Source organism: Jatrophihabitans sp. sgz311053 (genome assembly GCF_056135305.1).
This window is the reverse complement of sequence record NZ_JBWAXP010000002.1, coordinates 1,578,732-1,593,247: the sequence shown is the minus strand read 5'-3', so window position 1 is coordinate 1,593,247 and position 14,516 is coordinate 1,578,732. Positions and strand designations below refer to the sequence as shown.

15 protein-coding genes and 2 pseudogenes are annotated in these 14,516 nt (G+C 72.7%); 10 read left to right on the top strand and 7 right to left on the bottom strand.

The window, feature by feature from the left end:
• Window positions 1–66 precede the first annotated feature (66 nt).
• The 5 genes and pseudogenes from AC0NZQ_RS16415 (at window position 67) to AC0NZQ_RS16395 (ending at window position 4,712) form a co-directional block, all read left to right on the top strand.
• Window positions 67–1,671 (top strand): DUF7782 domain-containing protein, encoded by a 1,605-nt coding sequence (locus AC0NZQ_RS16415; protein WP_474531035.1) that lies wholly within the window; start codon window positions 67–69, stop codon window positions 1,669–1,671.
• A pseudogene (locus tag AC0NZQ_RS16410) lies at window positions 1,668–1,829 on the top strand (D-aminoacyl-tRNA deacylase); the annotation flags it as partial. The gene AC0NZQ_RS16415 and the pseudogene AC0NZQ_RS16410, both read left to right, overlap by 4 nt.
• Before the next feature lie 351 nt (window positions 1,830–2,180).
• Window positions 2,181–2,411 (top strand): annotated as a pseudogene (locus AC0NZQ_RS16405) (D-aminoacyl-tRNA deacylase); the annotation flags it as partial.
• A 219-nt stretch (window positions 2,412–2,630) separates the two neighbouring features.
• Window positions 2,631–3,971, top strand: a complete 1,341-nt coding sequence (gene sigB / locus AC0NZQ_RS16400) for an RNA polymerase sigma factor SigB (protein ID WP_474531033.1) — start codon at window positions 2,631–2,633, stop codon at window positions 3,969–3,971.
• A gap of 48 nt (window positions 3,972–4,019) precedes the next feature.
• Entirely contained in the window at window positions 4,020–4,712 is a 693-nt protein-coding gene (locus AC0NZQ_RS16395; protein ID WP_474531032.1) for an iron-dependent transcriptional repressor DtxR, read from the top strand.
• A gap of 35 nt (window positions 4,713–4,747) precedes the next feature.
• Here AC0NZQ_RS16395 and AC0NZQ_RS16390 read toward each other — a convergent pair whose 3' ends face one another.
• The 3 genes from AC0NZQ_RS16390 to AC0NZQ_RS16380 form a co-directional block, all read right to left on the bottom strand.
• Window positions 4,748–5,887: a DUF4192 domain-containing protein gene (locus tag AC0NZQ_RS16390; RefSeq protein ID WP_474531031.1), complete on the bottom strand. Its 1,140-nt coding sequence runs from the start codon at window positions 5,885–5,887 to the stop codon at window positions 4,748–4,750.
• Window positions 5,888–6,058: 171 nt separating this feature from the next.
• The gene (locus AC0NZQ_RS16385; protein WP_474531030.1) at window positions 6,059–6,721 is read right to left on the bottom strand and encodes a hypothetical protein; all 663 of its coding nucleotides are present in this window, start codon (window positions 6,719–6,721) and stop codon (window positions 6,059–6,061) included.
• Complete coding sequence (locus tag AC0NZQ_RS16380; protein WP_474531029.1) at window positions 6,718–6,867, bottom strand: hypothetical protein; 150 nt, start codon at window positions 6,865–6,867, stop codon at window positions 6,718–6,720. The genes AC0NZQ_RS16385 and AC0NZQ_RS16380 overlap by 4 nt, the downstream gene beginning before the upstream one ends.
• Before the next feature lie 116 nt (window positions 6,868–6,983).
• Between AC0NZQ_RS16380 and AC0NZQ_RS16375 the strand changes: the two genes are divergently transcribed.
• The 3 genes from AC0NZQ_RS16375 to AC0NZQ_RS16365 all read left to right on the top strand — a co-directional run bounded on the left by AC0NZQ_RS16375 (window position 6,984) and on the right by AC0NZQ_RS16365 (window position 8,987).
• Window positions 6,984–7,481, top strand: a complete 498-nt coding sequence (locus AC0NZQ_RS16375) for an NUDIX hydrolase (protein WP_474531027.1) — start codon at window positions 6,984–6,986, stop codon at window positions 7,479–7,481.
• Between the two features lie 9 nt (window positions 7,482–7,490).
• Entirely contained in the window at window positions 7,491–8,282 is a 792-nt protein-coding gene (gene yaaA, locus AC0NZQ_RS16370; RefSeq protein WP_474531025.1) for a peroxide stress protein YaaA, read from the top strand.
• A 63-nt stretch (window positions 8,283–8,345) separates the two neighbouring features.
• Window positions 8,346–8,987: a VOC family protein gene (locus tag AC0NZQ_RS16365; protein ID WP_474531024.1), complete on the top strand. Its 642-nt coding sequence runs from the start codon at window positions 8,346–8,348 to the stop codon at window positions 8,985–8,987.
• Between the two features lie 52 nt (window positions 8,988–9,039).
• On the opposite strand, the gene AC0NZQ_RS16360 is transcribed toward AC0NZQ_RS16365, so the two are convergent.
• The gene (locus AC0NZQ_RS16360) at window positions 9,040–9,966 is read right to left on the bottom strand and encodes a DMT family transporter (protein WP_474531428.1); all 927 of its coding nucleotides are present in this window, start codon (window positions 9,964–9,966) and stop codon (window positions 9,040–9,042) included.
• A gap of 36 nt (window positions 9,967–10,002) precedes the next feature.
• Between AC0NZQ_RS16360 and AC0NZQ_RS16355 the strand changes: the two genes are divergently transcribed.
• Window positions 10,003–10,833 carry a phosphatase PAP2 family protein gene (locus AC0NZQ_RS16355; protein WP_474531023.1) on the top strand — a complete coding sequence of 277 codons (831 nt, stop codon included), beginning with the start codon at window positions 10,003–10,005 and terminating at the stop codon, window positions 10,831–10,833.
• On the opposite strand, the gene AC0NZQ_RS16350 is transcribed toward AC0NZQ_RS16355, so the two are convergent.
• Complete coding sequence (locus tag AC0NZQ_RS16350; RefSeq protein ID WP_474531021.1) at window positions 10,804–11,511, bottom strand: alpha/beta fold hydrolase; 708 nt, start codon at window positions 11,509–11,511, stop codon at window positions 10,804–10,806. The two genes, AC0NZQ_RS16355 and AC0NZQ_RS16350, sit on opposite strands and share 30 nt — an antisense overlap.
• A 63-nt stretch (window positions 11,512–11,574) precedes the next feature.
• Between AC0NZQ_RS16350 and AC0NZQ_RS16345 the strand changes: the two genes are divergently transcribed.
• Window positions 11,575–12,210: a flavin reductase family protein gene (locus AC0NZQ_RS16345; RefSeq protein WP_474531020.1), complete on the top strand. Its 636-nt coding sequence runs from the start codon at window positions 11,575–11,577 to the stop codon at window positions 12,208–12,210.
• Between the two features lie 6 nt (window positions 12,211–12,216).
• Here AC0NZQ_RS16345 and AC0NZQ_RS16340 read toward each other — a convergent pair whose 3' ends face one another.
• A complete protein-coding gene (locus tag AC0NZQ_RS16340; RefSeq protein ID WP_474531019.1) occupies window positions 12,217–13,113 on the bottom strand; it encodes an Abi-alpha family protein in 897 nt (298 codons plus the stop codon).
• A gap of 63 nt (window positions 13,114–13,176) precedes the next feature.
• Window positions 13,177–14,451 (bottom strand): DUF445 family protein, encoded by a 1,275-nt coding sequence (locus AC0NZQ_RS16335; protein WP_474531017.1) that lies wholly within the window; start codon window positions 14,449–14,451, stop codon window positions 13,177–13,179.
• Between the last annotated feature and the right edge of the window lie 65 nt (window positions 14,452–14,516).

The following is a 14,516-nucleotide window of genomic DNA, read 5'->3' as shown; positions in this document are numbered from 1 at the left end:
CAACCGAATGAGGTCCCACTCTGCGGGACTGGTGGCCACGGCTGCCGGGTGCGAGACGATGGGCCCATGCCCGGCCCCGGACTCTCCCCTGCTCCCCTGCTCGACGCCGGCGGCCTGGACCTGCTGCGCCAGGCCCTCGCCGAGTACACGACCGACGGCGTCCATGAGCGCCTCGGGATCGTCGGCCGCGCGGCACATGAGCGTGGCGATCTCGCCGGCGTCGCTCGGACCCTGCAAGCTGACCGGGCCACGTGGAGCGACCCCGTCACGGCCCTCATCCGGCTGTTCCTCCTCGGCGAGGTGGTTCCGCTCGACGTTGTCGGCCGCGCGCTGCACCCTTTGCCGATGGCTGCCGCGCTGGCGGCCGGACTCGTCGAGACCGCCGACGGCGACGGGGCCAGGGCCGGATGGGAGATCCGCCCGTACGCCGAGGCCGGGGACGCATCGAGCTGGTGGGTGGTCTCCGACCTCGGGTCGGACGTCCGACCGGGGGTGTTACGCCACGAGCACGTGCTCGGCATCGGCAACGCCGCCCTGAGCCTGGCGCAGGCGACCCCGCGCGGTCCGGTGGGGCGCGCACTGGACGTGGGAACCGGCTGTGGGGTCCAGGCGCTGCACCTGAGCCGGCATGCGAACGCGGTGACCGCCACCGACATCAGCCACCGCGCGCTGCGCTGCGCCGCCACGACCGCCGCCCTCAGCGGAACGCAGTGGGCGCTGCGGCAAGGATCGTTGCTGGAGCCGGTCGCCTCGGAGCAGTTCGACCTGGTGGTGGCCAACCCGCCGTTCGTGGTGTCACCGGGTGAGCGCGAGCACGAGTACCGCGACAGCGGGATGGCCGGCGACGCGCTCTGCCGGCAGCTGGTCGGCGGGCTGCCGTCCGTCCTCGCCCCCGGCGGCACCGCCCAGCTGCTGGCGAACTGGATCGTGCCGGCCGACGGCCGGTGGCGCGACAGGCTGGCCGGCTGGTTCCCGTCCCGCGGGGTCGACGCCTGGGTCTGGCAGCGCGAGACCGCCGAGCTCGGTGAGTACGTGGCGCTGTGGCTCCGCGACGCCGGGCACCGTCCCGGCACCGCGGAGTGGACCCGCCGGTACGACGCCTGGCTGGACTGGTTCGCACGCCAGGGCGTGGTGGCCGTGGGGATGGGTCTCATCACGCTGTGGCGAACCGAGGACGAGCCCGTGCCTGCGCCGGACGGTGGCCGCAACCCGAACGTGGTCATCGAGGACGTGCCGCAGGCGCACGCCCAGCCGATCGGCGCGGAGATCGCCGCATGGCACGACCGGTACCGCCTGCTGCGGCAGGTCGGCGACGACGAGCTGCTCCGCGGTCGTTTCGGTGTCGCCCCTGACCTGGTCCGCAGCCGTGACGACCTCGTCGGCCCCGAGGGCGGCTGGCGCACCGTGCGCCAGCGGCTTCGGCAAAGCCACGGCATGCGCTGGGAGATCGAGGCCGATGACGCCGTCTCCGGCGTCCTGTCGGCCTGCGACCTCGGTGCCACTCCCGAGACCGCGCTGGAGCTGCTGGCCGCGACCAGCGGAGACGACCCCCAGCGGTTGGCCGTCGACTTCGCCCCGGTGCTGCGTGATCTGGTCCAGCGGGGCCTGCTGCTCCCGCTCGACCCGAGCCCTGCTCTCGGCGCCCGCGCCGCGAGCGGCGGTGCGGCATGAGGGCGTTGGTCCAGCGCGTGACGTCGGCGTCGGTGACGGTCGCCGACGAGGTCGTCGCGACGATCGGCCCGGGACTGCTCGTCCTCGTGGGTGTCACGCACACCGACACCGAGGCGACCGCGGCACAGGTGGCGCGGAAGGTGGCCGGACTGCGCATCCTGCGGGGTGAGCGCAGCGTCTCCGACGGCGTGCCCGACTCGGCTGCTCGTAACACTGACGGGAGCCACGACGTAGCCGCCAACCCGGCTGCCGATCACGGTGCCGAGCAGGACGGCGCCGAGCAGGACGGCGCCGAGCAGGACGGCGCCGAGCAGGACGGCGCCGAGCAGGACGGCGCCGAGCAGGACGGCGCCGAGCAGGACGGCGCCGAGCAGGACGGTGCCGAGCAGGACGGCGCCGAGCAGGACGGCGCCGAGCAGGACGGCGCCGAGCAGGACGGCGCCGAGCAGGACGGCGCCGAGCAGGACGGCGCCGAGCAGGACGGCGCCGAGCAGGACGGGGCCGCCCCTCCCCCGGCCGTCCTCGCCGTGAGCCAGTTCACGCTCTACGGCGACACCCGCAAGGGGCGACGGCCCACGTGGGCGGCCGCAGCACCCGGCCCGGTGGCCGAGCCGATCTTCCGGGCCTTCGTCGACTCGCTGCGCGACACCGGCATACCGGTCCAGACCGGGGTTTTCGGCGCCGACATGCGGGTAGGACTCGTCAACGACGGGCCCATCACAGTCATGATCGAGATCTGAGGCCGGTACCGCGGCGTCACCGACCGCGGTGGTGCCCGTCGCTGAGTTCTCCCTGAGCATCATCACAGGGCGCCCTATCGGCGGGAACACCAGACCCCCGCTCGCACGTTCGAACATTTGACAGCGCGCAACCTGTTGAGTACGCGAGGCAGGTCGCCGACAGCGACCCGGTCGCCACGACCGGGATCGCACGTTCCGAGCAACACGAGGTGGTCCACAGTGACGACGTCCATAACGACCCCGACGACCCCCGAGACCACGTCCGAGCAGAGCGGCGCCGTCTCGGCCGCCGCAGATCAGACCGGCCAGCAGCCGGCGAAGAAGACCCGGCCGGCCGCGGGCCGCAGCGGCGACTCCGCCGTCACCGCGCGGGGCCACCGCAGCGCCCGCCGCGCCACCGCCGAGGCCACCGCCGAGGTCACCGCCGAGGCCGCGGTCGAGAACGCCGCCGAGACCGGCATGACCGCCGAGGCCCCGTCCGGAGACGGCGTCGCCGCCCCCGGCTCGAAGGCCAAGCCCCGCCGCGCGCCGGCGAAGAAGACGGCGGCCAAGGCGACCGCCACCACTGCGGCGGCATCGGCCGACGGCGACGACGCTGCCGGGACGGCCAAGCCGGTCCGCGGCACCCTGGACCTCGACGAGGTCGCGGCGTCGGCGGACCTGGTCCGCGTCTACCTCAACGAGATCGGCAAGGTCGCGCTGCTGACCGCTGCGGACGAGGTGGAGCTCGCCAAGCGCATCGAGGCCGGCCTGTACGCCAGCCACCTGCTCGCCACCGACGACGGCCTCACCCCTGCCCGGCGCCGGGACCTCCGGGCCGTGATGATCGACGGTGAGCGCGCCAAGGATCACCTGCTGCGGGCCAACCTGCGCCTGGTGGTGTCGCTGGCCAAGCGCTACACCGGTCACGGCATGCCGTTCCTGGACCTCATCCAGGAGGGGAACCTGGGGCTGATCCGCGCCGTCGAGAAGTTCGACTACGCCAAGGGCTTCAAGTTCTCGACGTACGCCACGTGGTGGATCCGCCAGGCGATCAGCCGGGCCATGGCCGATCAGTCGCGCACGATCCGGCTTCCCGTCCACCTGGTGGAGCAGGTCAACAAGCTTCAGCGCATTCGGCGTGAGATGAGCCAGCAGCTCGGCCGCGAAGCCGACCACGCGGAGCTGGCCCACGAGCTGGACATCACCGAGGAGCGGGTGCGCGAGCTGATCGATCTCTCCCGCGACCTGGTGAGCCTGGACCAGACCGTCGGCACCGACGACGACGCCTCCCTCGGCGACTTCATCGCCGACGAGCGTTCCTCCTCGGCCGCCGAGACCGTGGTCGAGGGTGGCCTCATGCGGGCCCACCTGCAGGACGTGCTCGACACCCTGGACGCACGCGAGGCAGCCGTGGTGCGCATGCGCTACGGCCTTGACGGCAGCCAGCCGAAGACCCTCGACGAGATCGGCCGGACCTTCAAGCTCTCGCGGGAGCGGATCCGGCAGATCGAGCGCGAGACCATGGCCAAGCTGCGCCACCCGTCGCGCTCGCAGGTCCTGCGTGACTACCTCGACTAGAGTTCCCTCAGCCCGCGCACGATCCGGGCACGGACGAGAGGCGGACCAGTGAGTCACCACTCCGAGCTCATCGACACCACCGAGATGTACCTGCGGACGGTGTACGAACTCGAGGAGGAGGGCATCGTGCCGCTGCGGGCGCGCATCGCCGAGCGGCTGTCGCAGAGCGGCCCCACCGTCAGCCAGACGGTCGCCCGGATGGAACGGGACGGGCTGCTGCACGTCGCCGACGATCGCCACCTGCAGCTCACCGACCTCGGCCGGCACGAGGCTGTGGCCGTGATGCGCAAGCACCGGTTGGCCGAGCGGCTGCTGGTCGACATCATCGGGCTGGACTGGGAGGACGTCCACATCGAGGCCTGCCGCTGGGAGCACGTCATGAGCGAGGCGGTGGAGCGACGCATCGTCGCGCTCCTCGAACGTCCGCTCGTCTGCCCCCACGGCAGCCCCATCCCCGGTCTGGACGAACTGGGCATCACCACCGGCGACGACGACGGCCGGCGCCTGGTGACGCTGACAGTCGCGGCCGGCAGCGGCGGCCTCGTCGAGGTGGAGCGGATCGGTGAGATCCTGCAGCCCGACGCGGAGTTGCTGCACCGACTGAGCGAGGCGGGCATGCGACCGGGCCACAAGATCAACGTCGCGCCGTCGTCGGAGGGCGTCGAGGTCTGGCACGACGAGGGGCCGCGGACCAGCTTCGGTCGCGACATCGCCGACTACGTCTTCGTCCGGGTCGCCTGACCCGCGGTCGTCCGACCCGGGGATTGCCCGAGTGGTCACGACGGTTTCCGCAGCCGGGGGAACGTCCGCGGGTCCACGCCCTGCGACAGCGCGGCCAGCAACAGGTCGGCGGCGCTGCAGCCCGGGTCACTGACGACGGCCCGCTCCGCAGCGATGCTGGCCGACGCTCCGTCGCCGTCACGCCAGCTCGCCCAGCCGTAGAGGAACAGGGGCATGGCGTCGTAGGGCTCGGGGGCGTGGCGAGCCAGGTGCCGCCAGAGCGGCCGGCCGTCGATGCGGCCTGACTCGACCCCCATCCAGACCGCGTCACGCACTGCCAGCGATCCCAGCGCCGCGACAAACCTGGCGACCGTGGGGGCGTCCGGGGGCAGCCACGACGGCTCCGCCGAGGCCCGGGCGGCGGCGAAGAGGGCGCGGACGACAGCCCGCCGATACCGCCGACCGTCGCCGTCCACGCCGGCGGTCATCGCCGCCTCCTCGGCCGCGGCGAGGTGAGCGGCCAGCCGCTCCCGGTCGGCGAGCGGTTCGAGCAGGCGGGCGAAGGATTCCCGGTCGGCCAGCGGCACCACGCCGCGGACCACCGCGTCGGTGGCGTAGTCCGAGGGAGCCTCGGGCAACGGTGAGCCCTCGTCGGGGCAACACTGCGTCGCCACGCAGTCGTAGGACCACCAGCGGCCATCGGCCACGAGCAGCGCGTCGAGCAGGACCACCCCCTCCGACAGTCCGACGGCGGTGGTCCCCGTGACGAGGTCGGGTAGCGCGAGCGCCACCATGTCGTAGGGAAGCCGACCGTCGTCGTCGCGAGAGACGCGACTGCACGCCGGCGACGCACGCCCACCGGCCGCGGCCTCGTCGTGGTAGACGACGGCGACCACGCTCTGGACCTCCGCCTCCGCCATGCGTTCGGCCACCGTCGCGATCATCGCCGCACCGTCGGGCGTGAGTCCGGCGTAGGGGCCCATGGTGAGGTCGGCGAGGTCGTGGCGGGCGGTCACCCGATGCCCACCGTCGTCGCGCAGCCCCACCAGCACCAGGCTGCGGCGCGGATGGAAGCCCAGCATGTAGGGGACGGCCTGCACGAGTTCGGCAGGTCCGTTGATGCGTATCCGCGCGCCCGCGAGGTCGCTACCGGGTCCGTCGCGACCGGCGGCACCACCGGCGAATCGAGTCGTCATACCCCGCAGCCTGCCGCCGGCAGGCGTCCTGTCGGCCCGTCCGGCTCGGCCTGTGGACGACACGTCGGGATGTGGATCGGCGCATCGGATTCGTCCGACCGGTGTGCTAATCGACCGAGCCCACCCGCAGCCGCGCCCCACTCGCGGCGAGCGAGGATTGTCGGTGACGCGTTAGTGCAGCTCGCCGCGACGCCACGACCGGGCGGCCGCGGTGAGGGCGGCGGCGGTGCGGTCGTTGCGCTCCGCGAGCGCGTCCTCGGGCACCGCCGAGTCCGCACGCCCGCCCCGCGGCTCCGGTGCCGGGCTCGGACCGGTCGCGCGACGTCCGGCGCCGACGACGCGGAAGAACGCCGCCGCCCGCTCCAGCGCCACGGCCAGGTCACGCTGGAAGATGCCCGCCAGGACGGCGTCAGCGAAGGCCCGGACCGCCTCGTCGTCGGCGTAGGCCGGCAGGCCGGCCACGGCGGCCTCTGCGCCGGCGAGCGGCTCGCCGGCCCGCCAGAGCCGGGTGACCGTGGCCGTGTCGGTGCGGCACCACTGGCGCAGCAGGTACAGCGCCCAGAGCGCCCCCGGCAGGCTGACCGGATCGCTGTCCCGCCACAACGCCGCGAGCGTGTCCAACCCCACGCTGTCGGCCAGCGCGACGAAGCGATCCTCAGCTGACGCGGCATCGGGGCCGGGGGTCCGTCCCGCATCGACGAGCGCAGCCGCGGTCGCCGCGGCGATCTCCGCGCGAGCGCTCGGCGAGGCATCGCCACCGGCGGCGTCGATCATCTCGGTGAGGTCGGCGAAGAGCGCGGGACGATGCGGCCGCGGCGCGTCACCGCCGCTCACGCGCACACGCCGGCGTCGGTCGGTCCCTGCTGGAAAAGCACGGCCTCCACGATACGTTCCGGCACGACCTGGCGCGTCGGCGAACCGGCCGTGGCAACCCCGGTGGTGCAGTCGGTACCGTGGAGCACGGCGTCGGCCCGATCCATGGCCCCCGGTCCCACAACTGCCGCCACGAGCGGCCTTTTGCCGAGAGGCGACCTGGCGGGTCGGCGTCACCACAACTTCCGCGCGATCCGCGCACCCCGTGACGAAGGGTGAAGGCGTGCCCGCTGGCGACGGCAACGGCTGGGTGCGCTGCGCCTGCGGCAAGACGCACTGGGGTCGGCACGGCGCGGCCGGCCTGCTGGTCCACAGCGAGGGCTCGGTGCTGCTGCAGCTGCGGGCCGGCTGGACCCACAACGGCGGCACCTGGGCGCTTCCCGGCGGCGCGAGGGACGGTCACGAGACCGCCGTCGTCGCCGCCCTTCGCGAGACCAGGGAGGAGACCACCCTGGACCCGGACGAGGTCACCGTCCTCGCCGAGCTGGTCGACGATCACGGTCCCTGGTCGTACACCACCGTCCTGGCCGAGGTCGCCGCCCGGCCCGAGGTCGGTCGCAATCCCGACAATGCCGAGAGCGACGCGCTGCAGTGGTGGCCGCTCGACGAGGTCGCCACGCTGCCCCTGCACTACGGCTTCGCCCTGACATGGCCGACGGTCCGTCAGCGGCTCTCCGAGCTCGACGGCCCGACGGATCGGGCCGCGCGCAGCCTGCCGTAGCCTGCCGCGGTGCACCTGCTGCTGCCGCCGAGCGAGGCCAAGAACCCCGGCGGACGGGGCCGTCCGCTGGGAGACCGTGACGATGCCGGGCCCCTGGCCGCAGCGCGTGACCGCGCGGCGACGGCCCTGCGAGAGCTGGTGACCGGCGACGCCGACGCCGCCGCGACGGCGCTGCTGCTGCCGCCTTCGGCCGCGGTCGAGGCGATCGCCGCCGACGCCGCCGTCCGGGAGAGCCGCACCATGCCGGCGTTGCAGCGCTACGCCGGCGTGGTGTACGACGGTTACAACGTAGGCTCGCTCACCGCCGCCGAGCAGCGGCTGGCCGCACGCAGCACCTGGATCTTCTCCGGCCTCTTCGGGGTGCTCCGCGGCGACGAGCCTGTCCCGGACTATCGCGTCCCGGCGAAGGCCGTGCTGCCGGGCCTCGGTGTCGCCGGGACGTTCTGGCGACCGGTGCTGGACGAGGTGCTGCCCACCGTGCTGCTCCGTGGCACCATCGTGGACCTCCGCTCCAGCGACTACCAGGCGATGTGGCGTCCGCGCGGGGAGACTTCGGCACGCGCGGTGACGGTGCGGGTGCTCTCCCCCGCGCCGCGCGGCGGGCACGCGGTGATCAGCTACACCAGCAAGCTCAGCAAGGGGCAGCTGGCCGCCGCGCTCGTCCGCCGGGTCGTCGCCGGCGGCCGGGTCGACGACGCGGACGACATCGCGGCGGCGTGGGCGGAGTGTGGCGGCGTCGGCGCCGAGCTCGTCGCCGCGACGGGCAGCCGACCCGCCGCCCTGGACCTGTACACCAGCTGACCGCCGACCGGGGGCCCGGGGGTGGGTGCGAGGACGTCGGTGCGGTGGGTCACCATGTTCGCCATGCGGTTGGACCATCTTTCCTACGTCGCCGGCCCCGAGGGTCTGGCTGGCTGCATGCAGCGACTGGGCTCCACGCTGGGCGCCGGGTTCACCGACGGCGGCCTGCACCCGTCGTTCGGCACCCGCAACGTCGTGCTCCCGCTGGCGGACATGACCTACTTGGAGATCGTCGCGCCGCTGGACCACCCAGCCGTCGACCGTGCGCCCTTCGGCCGGGCCGTCCGCGACCGCGCCGCCACCGGCGGTGGCTGGCTGGCCTGGGCCATCCGCGTGGACGACATCGCCCCTGTCGAGGAGCGGCTGGGTCGCCCCGCGGCCCAGGGGCACCGGCGACGTCCCGACGGCTTCGACCTGCGGTGGCGCCAGATCGGCCTCAACGACGTCGCCGACGACCCGCAGCTGCCCTTCTTCGCGCAGTGGGACATCGACGAACGCGAGCACCCCGCCTTCGGCGGCTCCGCGATCCGGCTCACCGGCCTGGAGATCGCCGGCGTCGAATCGGCGGTGGATGCCTACCTGGGCACCTCGGCCCGGCAGCCGCTCGATGGTCTCGCCGTCGAATGGCTCTCGCCCTTCGAGGGTGAGAGCGGCCTCGTCGCCGCCACCTTCAGCACCCCGCGCGGCGAGGTCCGCATCGACTGAACCGGGCGACCGGTCAGGCAGTCAGGTCACGGATGACCCTGTCGGGTAGGTATCAGTCGGTCACCGTCGCGGCGAGCCCGGCCTCGCCGGTGGTGACCGGCAGCAGGACCTCGGCGCGCCGTCCCGCACCGCGGGTGGCGAGGACCGATCCCATCAGGATCAGCGGGAAGCCGACGGCGATGCCGAGGGTGAACGGCTCGTCCAGCAAGGCGATGCCCAGCAGCAGCGCCACCGCCGGGTTGACGTAGGTGAAGACCGTCGCACGCGACGGCCCCCAGGCGTCGATGAGGGCGAAGAAGACGACGAAGGCCAGCGCCGTGCAGACCAGCGCCAGCGCGACGATCGCGGCGGCCGACTGCGCACTCACCGACGGCGGCATGCGCAGCGCCGCGTAGGGCAGGTAGCTCACCGCGACGAGCAGCAGCGACGAGCAGATCACCGCCAGGCTCGGCAGCTGCGCGAGGTAGCGCGACAGGATCACCGGCGCGGTCGCGTAACCGATCACCACCAGGCTCACCTCGACCAGCGCCCCGGGATGCAGGTCGCCCAGGTCCAGGCCGAGCAGCACCGCCACACCGACCAGCCCCAGCAGCAACCCCGCCCAACGCAGCGGGCCGCCGTGGCGGTCGTCCGAGCGCAGGGCCACCGCGACGAGGAGCCCGACCAGCGGGACCGCGGCGATGAGCAGCCCCGTCACCGAACTGGACAGCTGCTGCTCGGCCTCGCCGAGCAGCAGCCAGGGTCCGGCCAGCTCCAGGGCGGAGAAGCCGACCAGGGCCGGCCAGTGCCGCCACACCGCCCGGAAGCCCGCGGTCCCGGCCGCCCGCAGCGCGAAGGGCAGCAGCACCAGCCCACCGATGGCCGTCCGCAGGAAGACGAGCGTCCCCGGCGTGACGTCCCGGACCGCGACCCGGATCAGCAGGTACGGCACGCCCCAGATCACGCACATCGCGGCGAACAACAACCACGGGCGGCGCATCACGCAACCACGCTAGCGGCACGGCATAGTGAGCCCGTGCAGAGTCTGGCCCTCGACTGGCAGCAGGCCGCGGTGCTGACCGCTGGCCTGGGACTCGCGGCGGCCGGGCTCAGCGTCGCGCGGTCCCGTCGGCTCCGCATCGCCGCCCCGATCGCCCGCGAGGCCACCATCATCGGTGCGCTTTACACGCTGTGGCAGCTCGCCGGGACGCTGTCACTGCTCGGGACCTCCGGCGCCCTGGCCCGCGCCGAGTGGATCGAACGGACCGAGCACTCGCTGCACCTGCCTGCCGAGGCGTCGGTGCAGCGCGCCCTCACCGGCAACGACCTGGTCGCGCAGGGTCTCAACCTCTACTACGCCACCATGCACTTCGGCGGGCTCTTCGTCTTCCTGCTCTGGCTCTTCCTGCGCCACCGCGACCGCTACCGCCCGGTGCGTCGGGTTCTTGCGCTGACGACCTTCGCTTGCCTGGTGATCCAGCTATTGCCGGTGGCGCCGCCCCGGCTGCTGCCGGGTTACGTGGACACCGCCGCCCGCTACGGACAGTCCGTCTACGGCGGCAACGTCTTCGGCGCCGACGAGCTGTCGGCGATGCCGTCGGTGCACGTCGCCTGGGCGGTGCTCGTCGGTGTCGCCGTGTGGCGGATCGGATCGGGGCCGTGGCGCTGGCTGGGGCCGGCGCATGCGGTGGTGACCGTGCTGGTGGTGGTCGCGACGGCGAACCACTTCTGGGCTGACGGCATCGTCGCGGTAGCGGTGCTGGGAGTGAGCGCGCTCGCCTGCCGGGCCGCCGAACGAGCTCTGGCGCGACTCACCACGAGGCGCCCCGCGTCGGCCTCAGCCCCGCTCGCCGAGTCCGTCCCGTAGCTCGGCCAGCAGCGCGACGACCTCGTCAGGATGGCTGGCCTGCGGGCTGTGATCGCTGCTCCACTCCCGCACATCGCGGCTGCACCGATGCGCCATCACCCGCTGCAGCGCCGGCTCGACCATGCGGTCGTCCGCGCAGACGACGTAGGACGCCGGCCGCTGCCGCCACGCCACCGACCCCGGCCGCTCCCGGAACAATCCCCGGCCCACCGGCCGAACGCGGGCCAGCGACGCCGCGGCCGCGGCGGGGCACTGCGGGTACAGCACGTCGACGGCCCGCTCGGCATTCATCGAGACCTCGTCACCGTCGACGACGAACATCTCCTGCGCCGCCGGGTAGGGAGCGGCGTCGTACTGCCCGACCGCGACACGGGAGATGCTCTCGGTCTCGTCGAGGGCGAAGGCAGCGAGGTACACCAGCCGCGCGACCGCCGGGTGGTCGCCCGCCGCAGTGATCACCGCGCCCCCGTAGGAGTGCCCGACCAGCAGCACCGGGGCTGTCGCGGTGTCCAGTGCAGCGTCCAGCACCGCCCGGACCGTCGCGGCGTCCCCGGCGAGGGACCGCATGGCGAGGTCCGGTGCGTGGACGACGATGCCCTGCTCACGCAGTCCGGCGGCGACGCCGTCCCAGGCCCAGCCGCCGTGCCAGAGCCCGTGCACCAGCACCACGTCGGTCATGCCGACCACCCTCGCACGCCCCCCGCGACGCGGTCCCGCGGCCCCACCGGGTTAGCTGACCTCATGGCATCCGCACCCGACCGGTTCGAGACCACCCCGGCCGACCTCGGCCGGCAGACCTACCCGTGGCTGACGGCCTCGCTCATCCCCCGGGCCATCGCGTGGGTCTCGACCGTGGACGAGGACGGCGTCGACAACGTCGCGCCGCACTCGTTCTGCACCGTCGCGGGCATCGACCCGCCCACGCTCTGCTTCGTCTCCGTCGGCGAGAAGGACACGCTGCGCAACGCCCGCGCCACGGGCGAGTTCGTCCTCAACATCGGCTCGGCCGAGCTGCTGCACCCCATGAACGACTCCGCCACGCCGCTGCCGGCGGAGCTGAGCGAGTTCGACGAGGCAGGGCTCGAACGTGAGCCCAGCGCGAAGGTCCGGCCCCCGCGGGTCGCCGCCGCGCCCGTCGCCTTCGAGTGCCGCGTCACCGGTGAGTACGCCGTCGGAAACTGCACGACGGTCTTCGGCGAGATCGTCCACATCGCGGCGCGACGCGACGTCCTGGCCGAGGACGGGCTGCCCGATCCCACCGCGGTGGCGCCGCTGGCCCGGCTGGGACGCAGCGAGTGGTCCTACCTCGGCGAGGTCTTCGAGTTGGAGCGCATCACCTACGACGAGTGGACCTCCGGGCGCCGCACCGAGAGCTGAGATCGCTCACCGCGGCCGGGGTCGCACCTCGCGATGCGGGACGACCCGGCCGTTGAGCGGCAGGCAGGTGCGGACGAACTCCTCGCCGAAGGAATTGAGCCGGATGCTGCGCTGCACGATCTTGGGGGCCCGGCCGGCCGCCTTCATCGCGGTGACGACCTTCGGCTGCGCCTCGATCACCTGGTAACGGGAAGGGTTGCTGACCTGCTCCTTGCTCTCGTCGATGAGCCCCAGGCGCCGCAGGTTGGTGAGGTACTGGTCGATCCGCTCGATGTTCCGCAGCCCCGCGTGCTCGGCGATCATGTTCATGCCGGCGGCGACGAGCTCCGAGCCGATGCCCAAGGGCCGGTTGGTGCGGATGTCGATCGACGGCTGCGGCCCCTCGAGGTAGACGAAGCGCAGGATGCGCGCCTCGTCCGGGGTGATCTCGGAGAGGATGCGGGCGAAGGCCGGATGGGTGTCCTCGACGACGCGGACGTCGTTGCTGCGGCGCAGCAGGTCGCTGCCGCGCCGCTGCAGGTCGGCCGAGGTCGCGCCCTGGACGTAGGTGGGCTCCGGCGTCGGGGCGGGCGGGACCAGGTTGCCCTGCAGTCCGAGCGCCCGCCAGGCGAAGCTGCGCAGGTCGTTGGCCGCCTCCTGCAGGATGGCGGTGGCCGGCTCGCCGGCGACCGCGCGCCGGGCAACGTAGTTGGCCCCGGCGACGGTGGCGCCGACGGTCCAGCCCGCGACGTGCAGCGCCGAGATCGCGGCCACCCGGGCGATGCCGGGCGCGGCCCGGACCACCGTCGGGCTGTTGCGGACCAGGCGTGATCCACCCGGCAGGGGCCGCAGATGCGGCCGTGGCCGCCGGCGGGCGACCGTCCTGGCCTGTCCCGGCACCGGACGGCTGACCTCGTCGGTCACGTGATCACTCCCCCACATCCCGCCGGTGGACCACCGGCTGCGTCAGCGTCCACGGCGCGCCGGTCAGACACCGAAGATCGCGAGGTGCAGCAATCCGGCGAAGAAGCCCAACACGCCACCGTGGACGAACAGTAGCCACTCGTCCTGCTTGATGGCCGATCGGAGCATCTCCACGAAGTCGTCCGGGCCCATCGCCTTCATCTGCGTGGAGATGTAGGAGTAGATGCGACCGGACTGCCGCTGGCTGAACTCGGCGTCGTTGAAGGCGATGGGCGCGAAGGCGGTGGCCTCGGCCGCGACCGAGGAGCGGATGTGGTCGTACTCCTTGGTGCCGATCGCCACCCGGACGGCGGCGCGGGCCGGCCCGACGGCCTTGTCGACGGCCGGGCGCAGCGAGTCCTCGAGCATCTGCAGGGTGCGGTCGCTGCGCGGGCCGGTGAGCAGCTCGTTGCCGATGTTCTGCAGTGTGACGACGCGGTCGGCCACCATCTGCGAGTACTTCTCGGTGACCTCGTCCTGCCGCTTGAGCATCAGCCCCTGCTTCCAGGGGACGTACCACTTGGGGAAGACCGGCTCGAAGATCATGGTGATGCCGATCCAGTTCACCACCCAGCCGATGATGACGCCGCCGATCGGCAGCACCCACCAGAAGTGGGCCAGCTGCAGCACGCCGACCAGCAGCACCCCCATCGGGACGCCGAAGTAGAAGCCGAAGTTCTGCATGAACCGCAGCTCCTTGCGCCCCATGATGAGGAAGAGCTCGTTGAGCAGCTCCGGGTTCTCGACGAAGTACCGGATCACCATCAGCTTGGCGTCGATGAGCTGATCGACGTTCTCGCCGATCTCGTCGGTGATGCTCTTGATGATGCCGGGCAGCTGCGCCCGCACCCGGGTGAAGACGGCCTCCTTGATGACCGGCGGGAGGTCGTGCCAGAGCTGCGGGTTCTCCTGCTCCATGATCTGCTCGACGACGTCGCGGATCTCGGCCTGCGCCACCGCCGCCAGGTGCTCGGCGATCTTGTCCGGCTCCAGCTCGCGGTAGAAGTCGTTGATGCTGCCGAGCTTGGCCAGCCCCTTGTCGACGCTGATGCTGGCCATCTTGTCGGCACGCGACGGCACGATCCCCTGCCAGCCGATGCGGCCGTCGTAGCGGATCAGCGGCAGGATGCGCACCCGCCGCGGCAGGTAGGGGAAGAGGATGCGCAGGCCGGGGACGCGGACGCCGTGGAACCTGATGGGCCGGAAGAGCATGAGCACGCCGGTCCAGTTGGTGATGTAGCCGATGACACCGGTGAACAGCGGGACCGTGATGAGCTCCAGCACCAGCTTGCTGTCCATCGCCCGCCTTCCGCTCGGCCGCCCCGCCGCGACGCACCATCCTCTCGTGTACGGCGGGTCCCTGC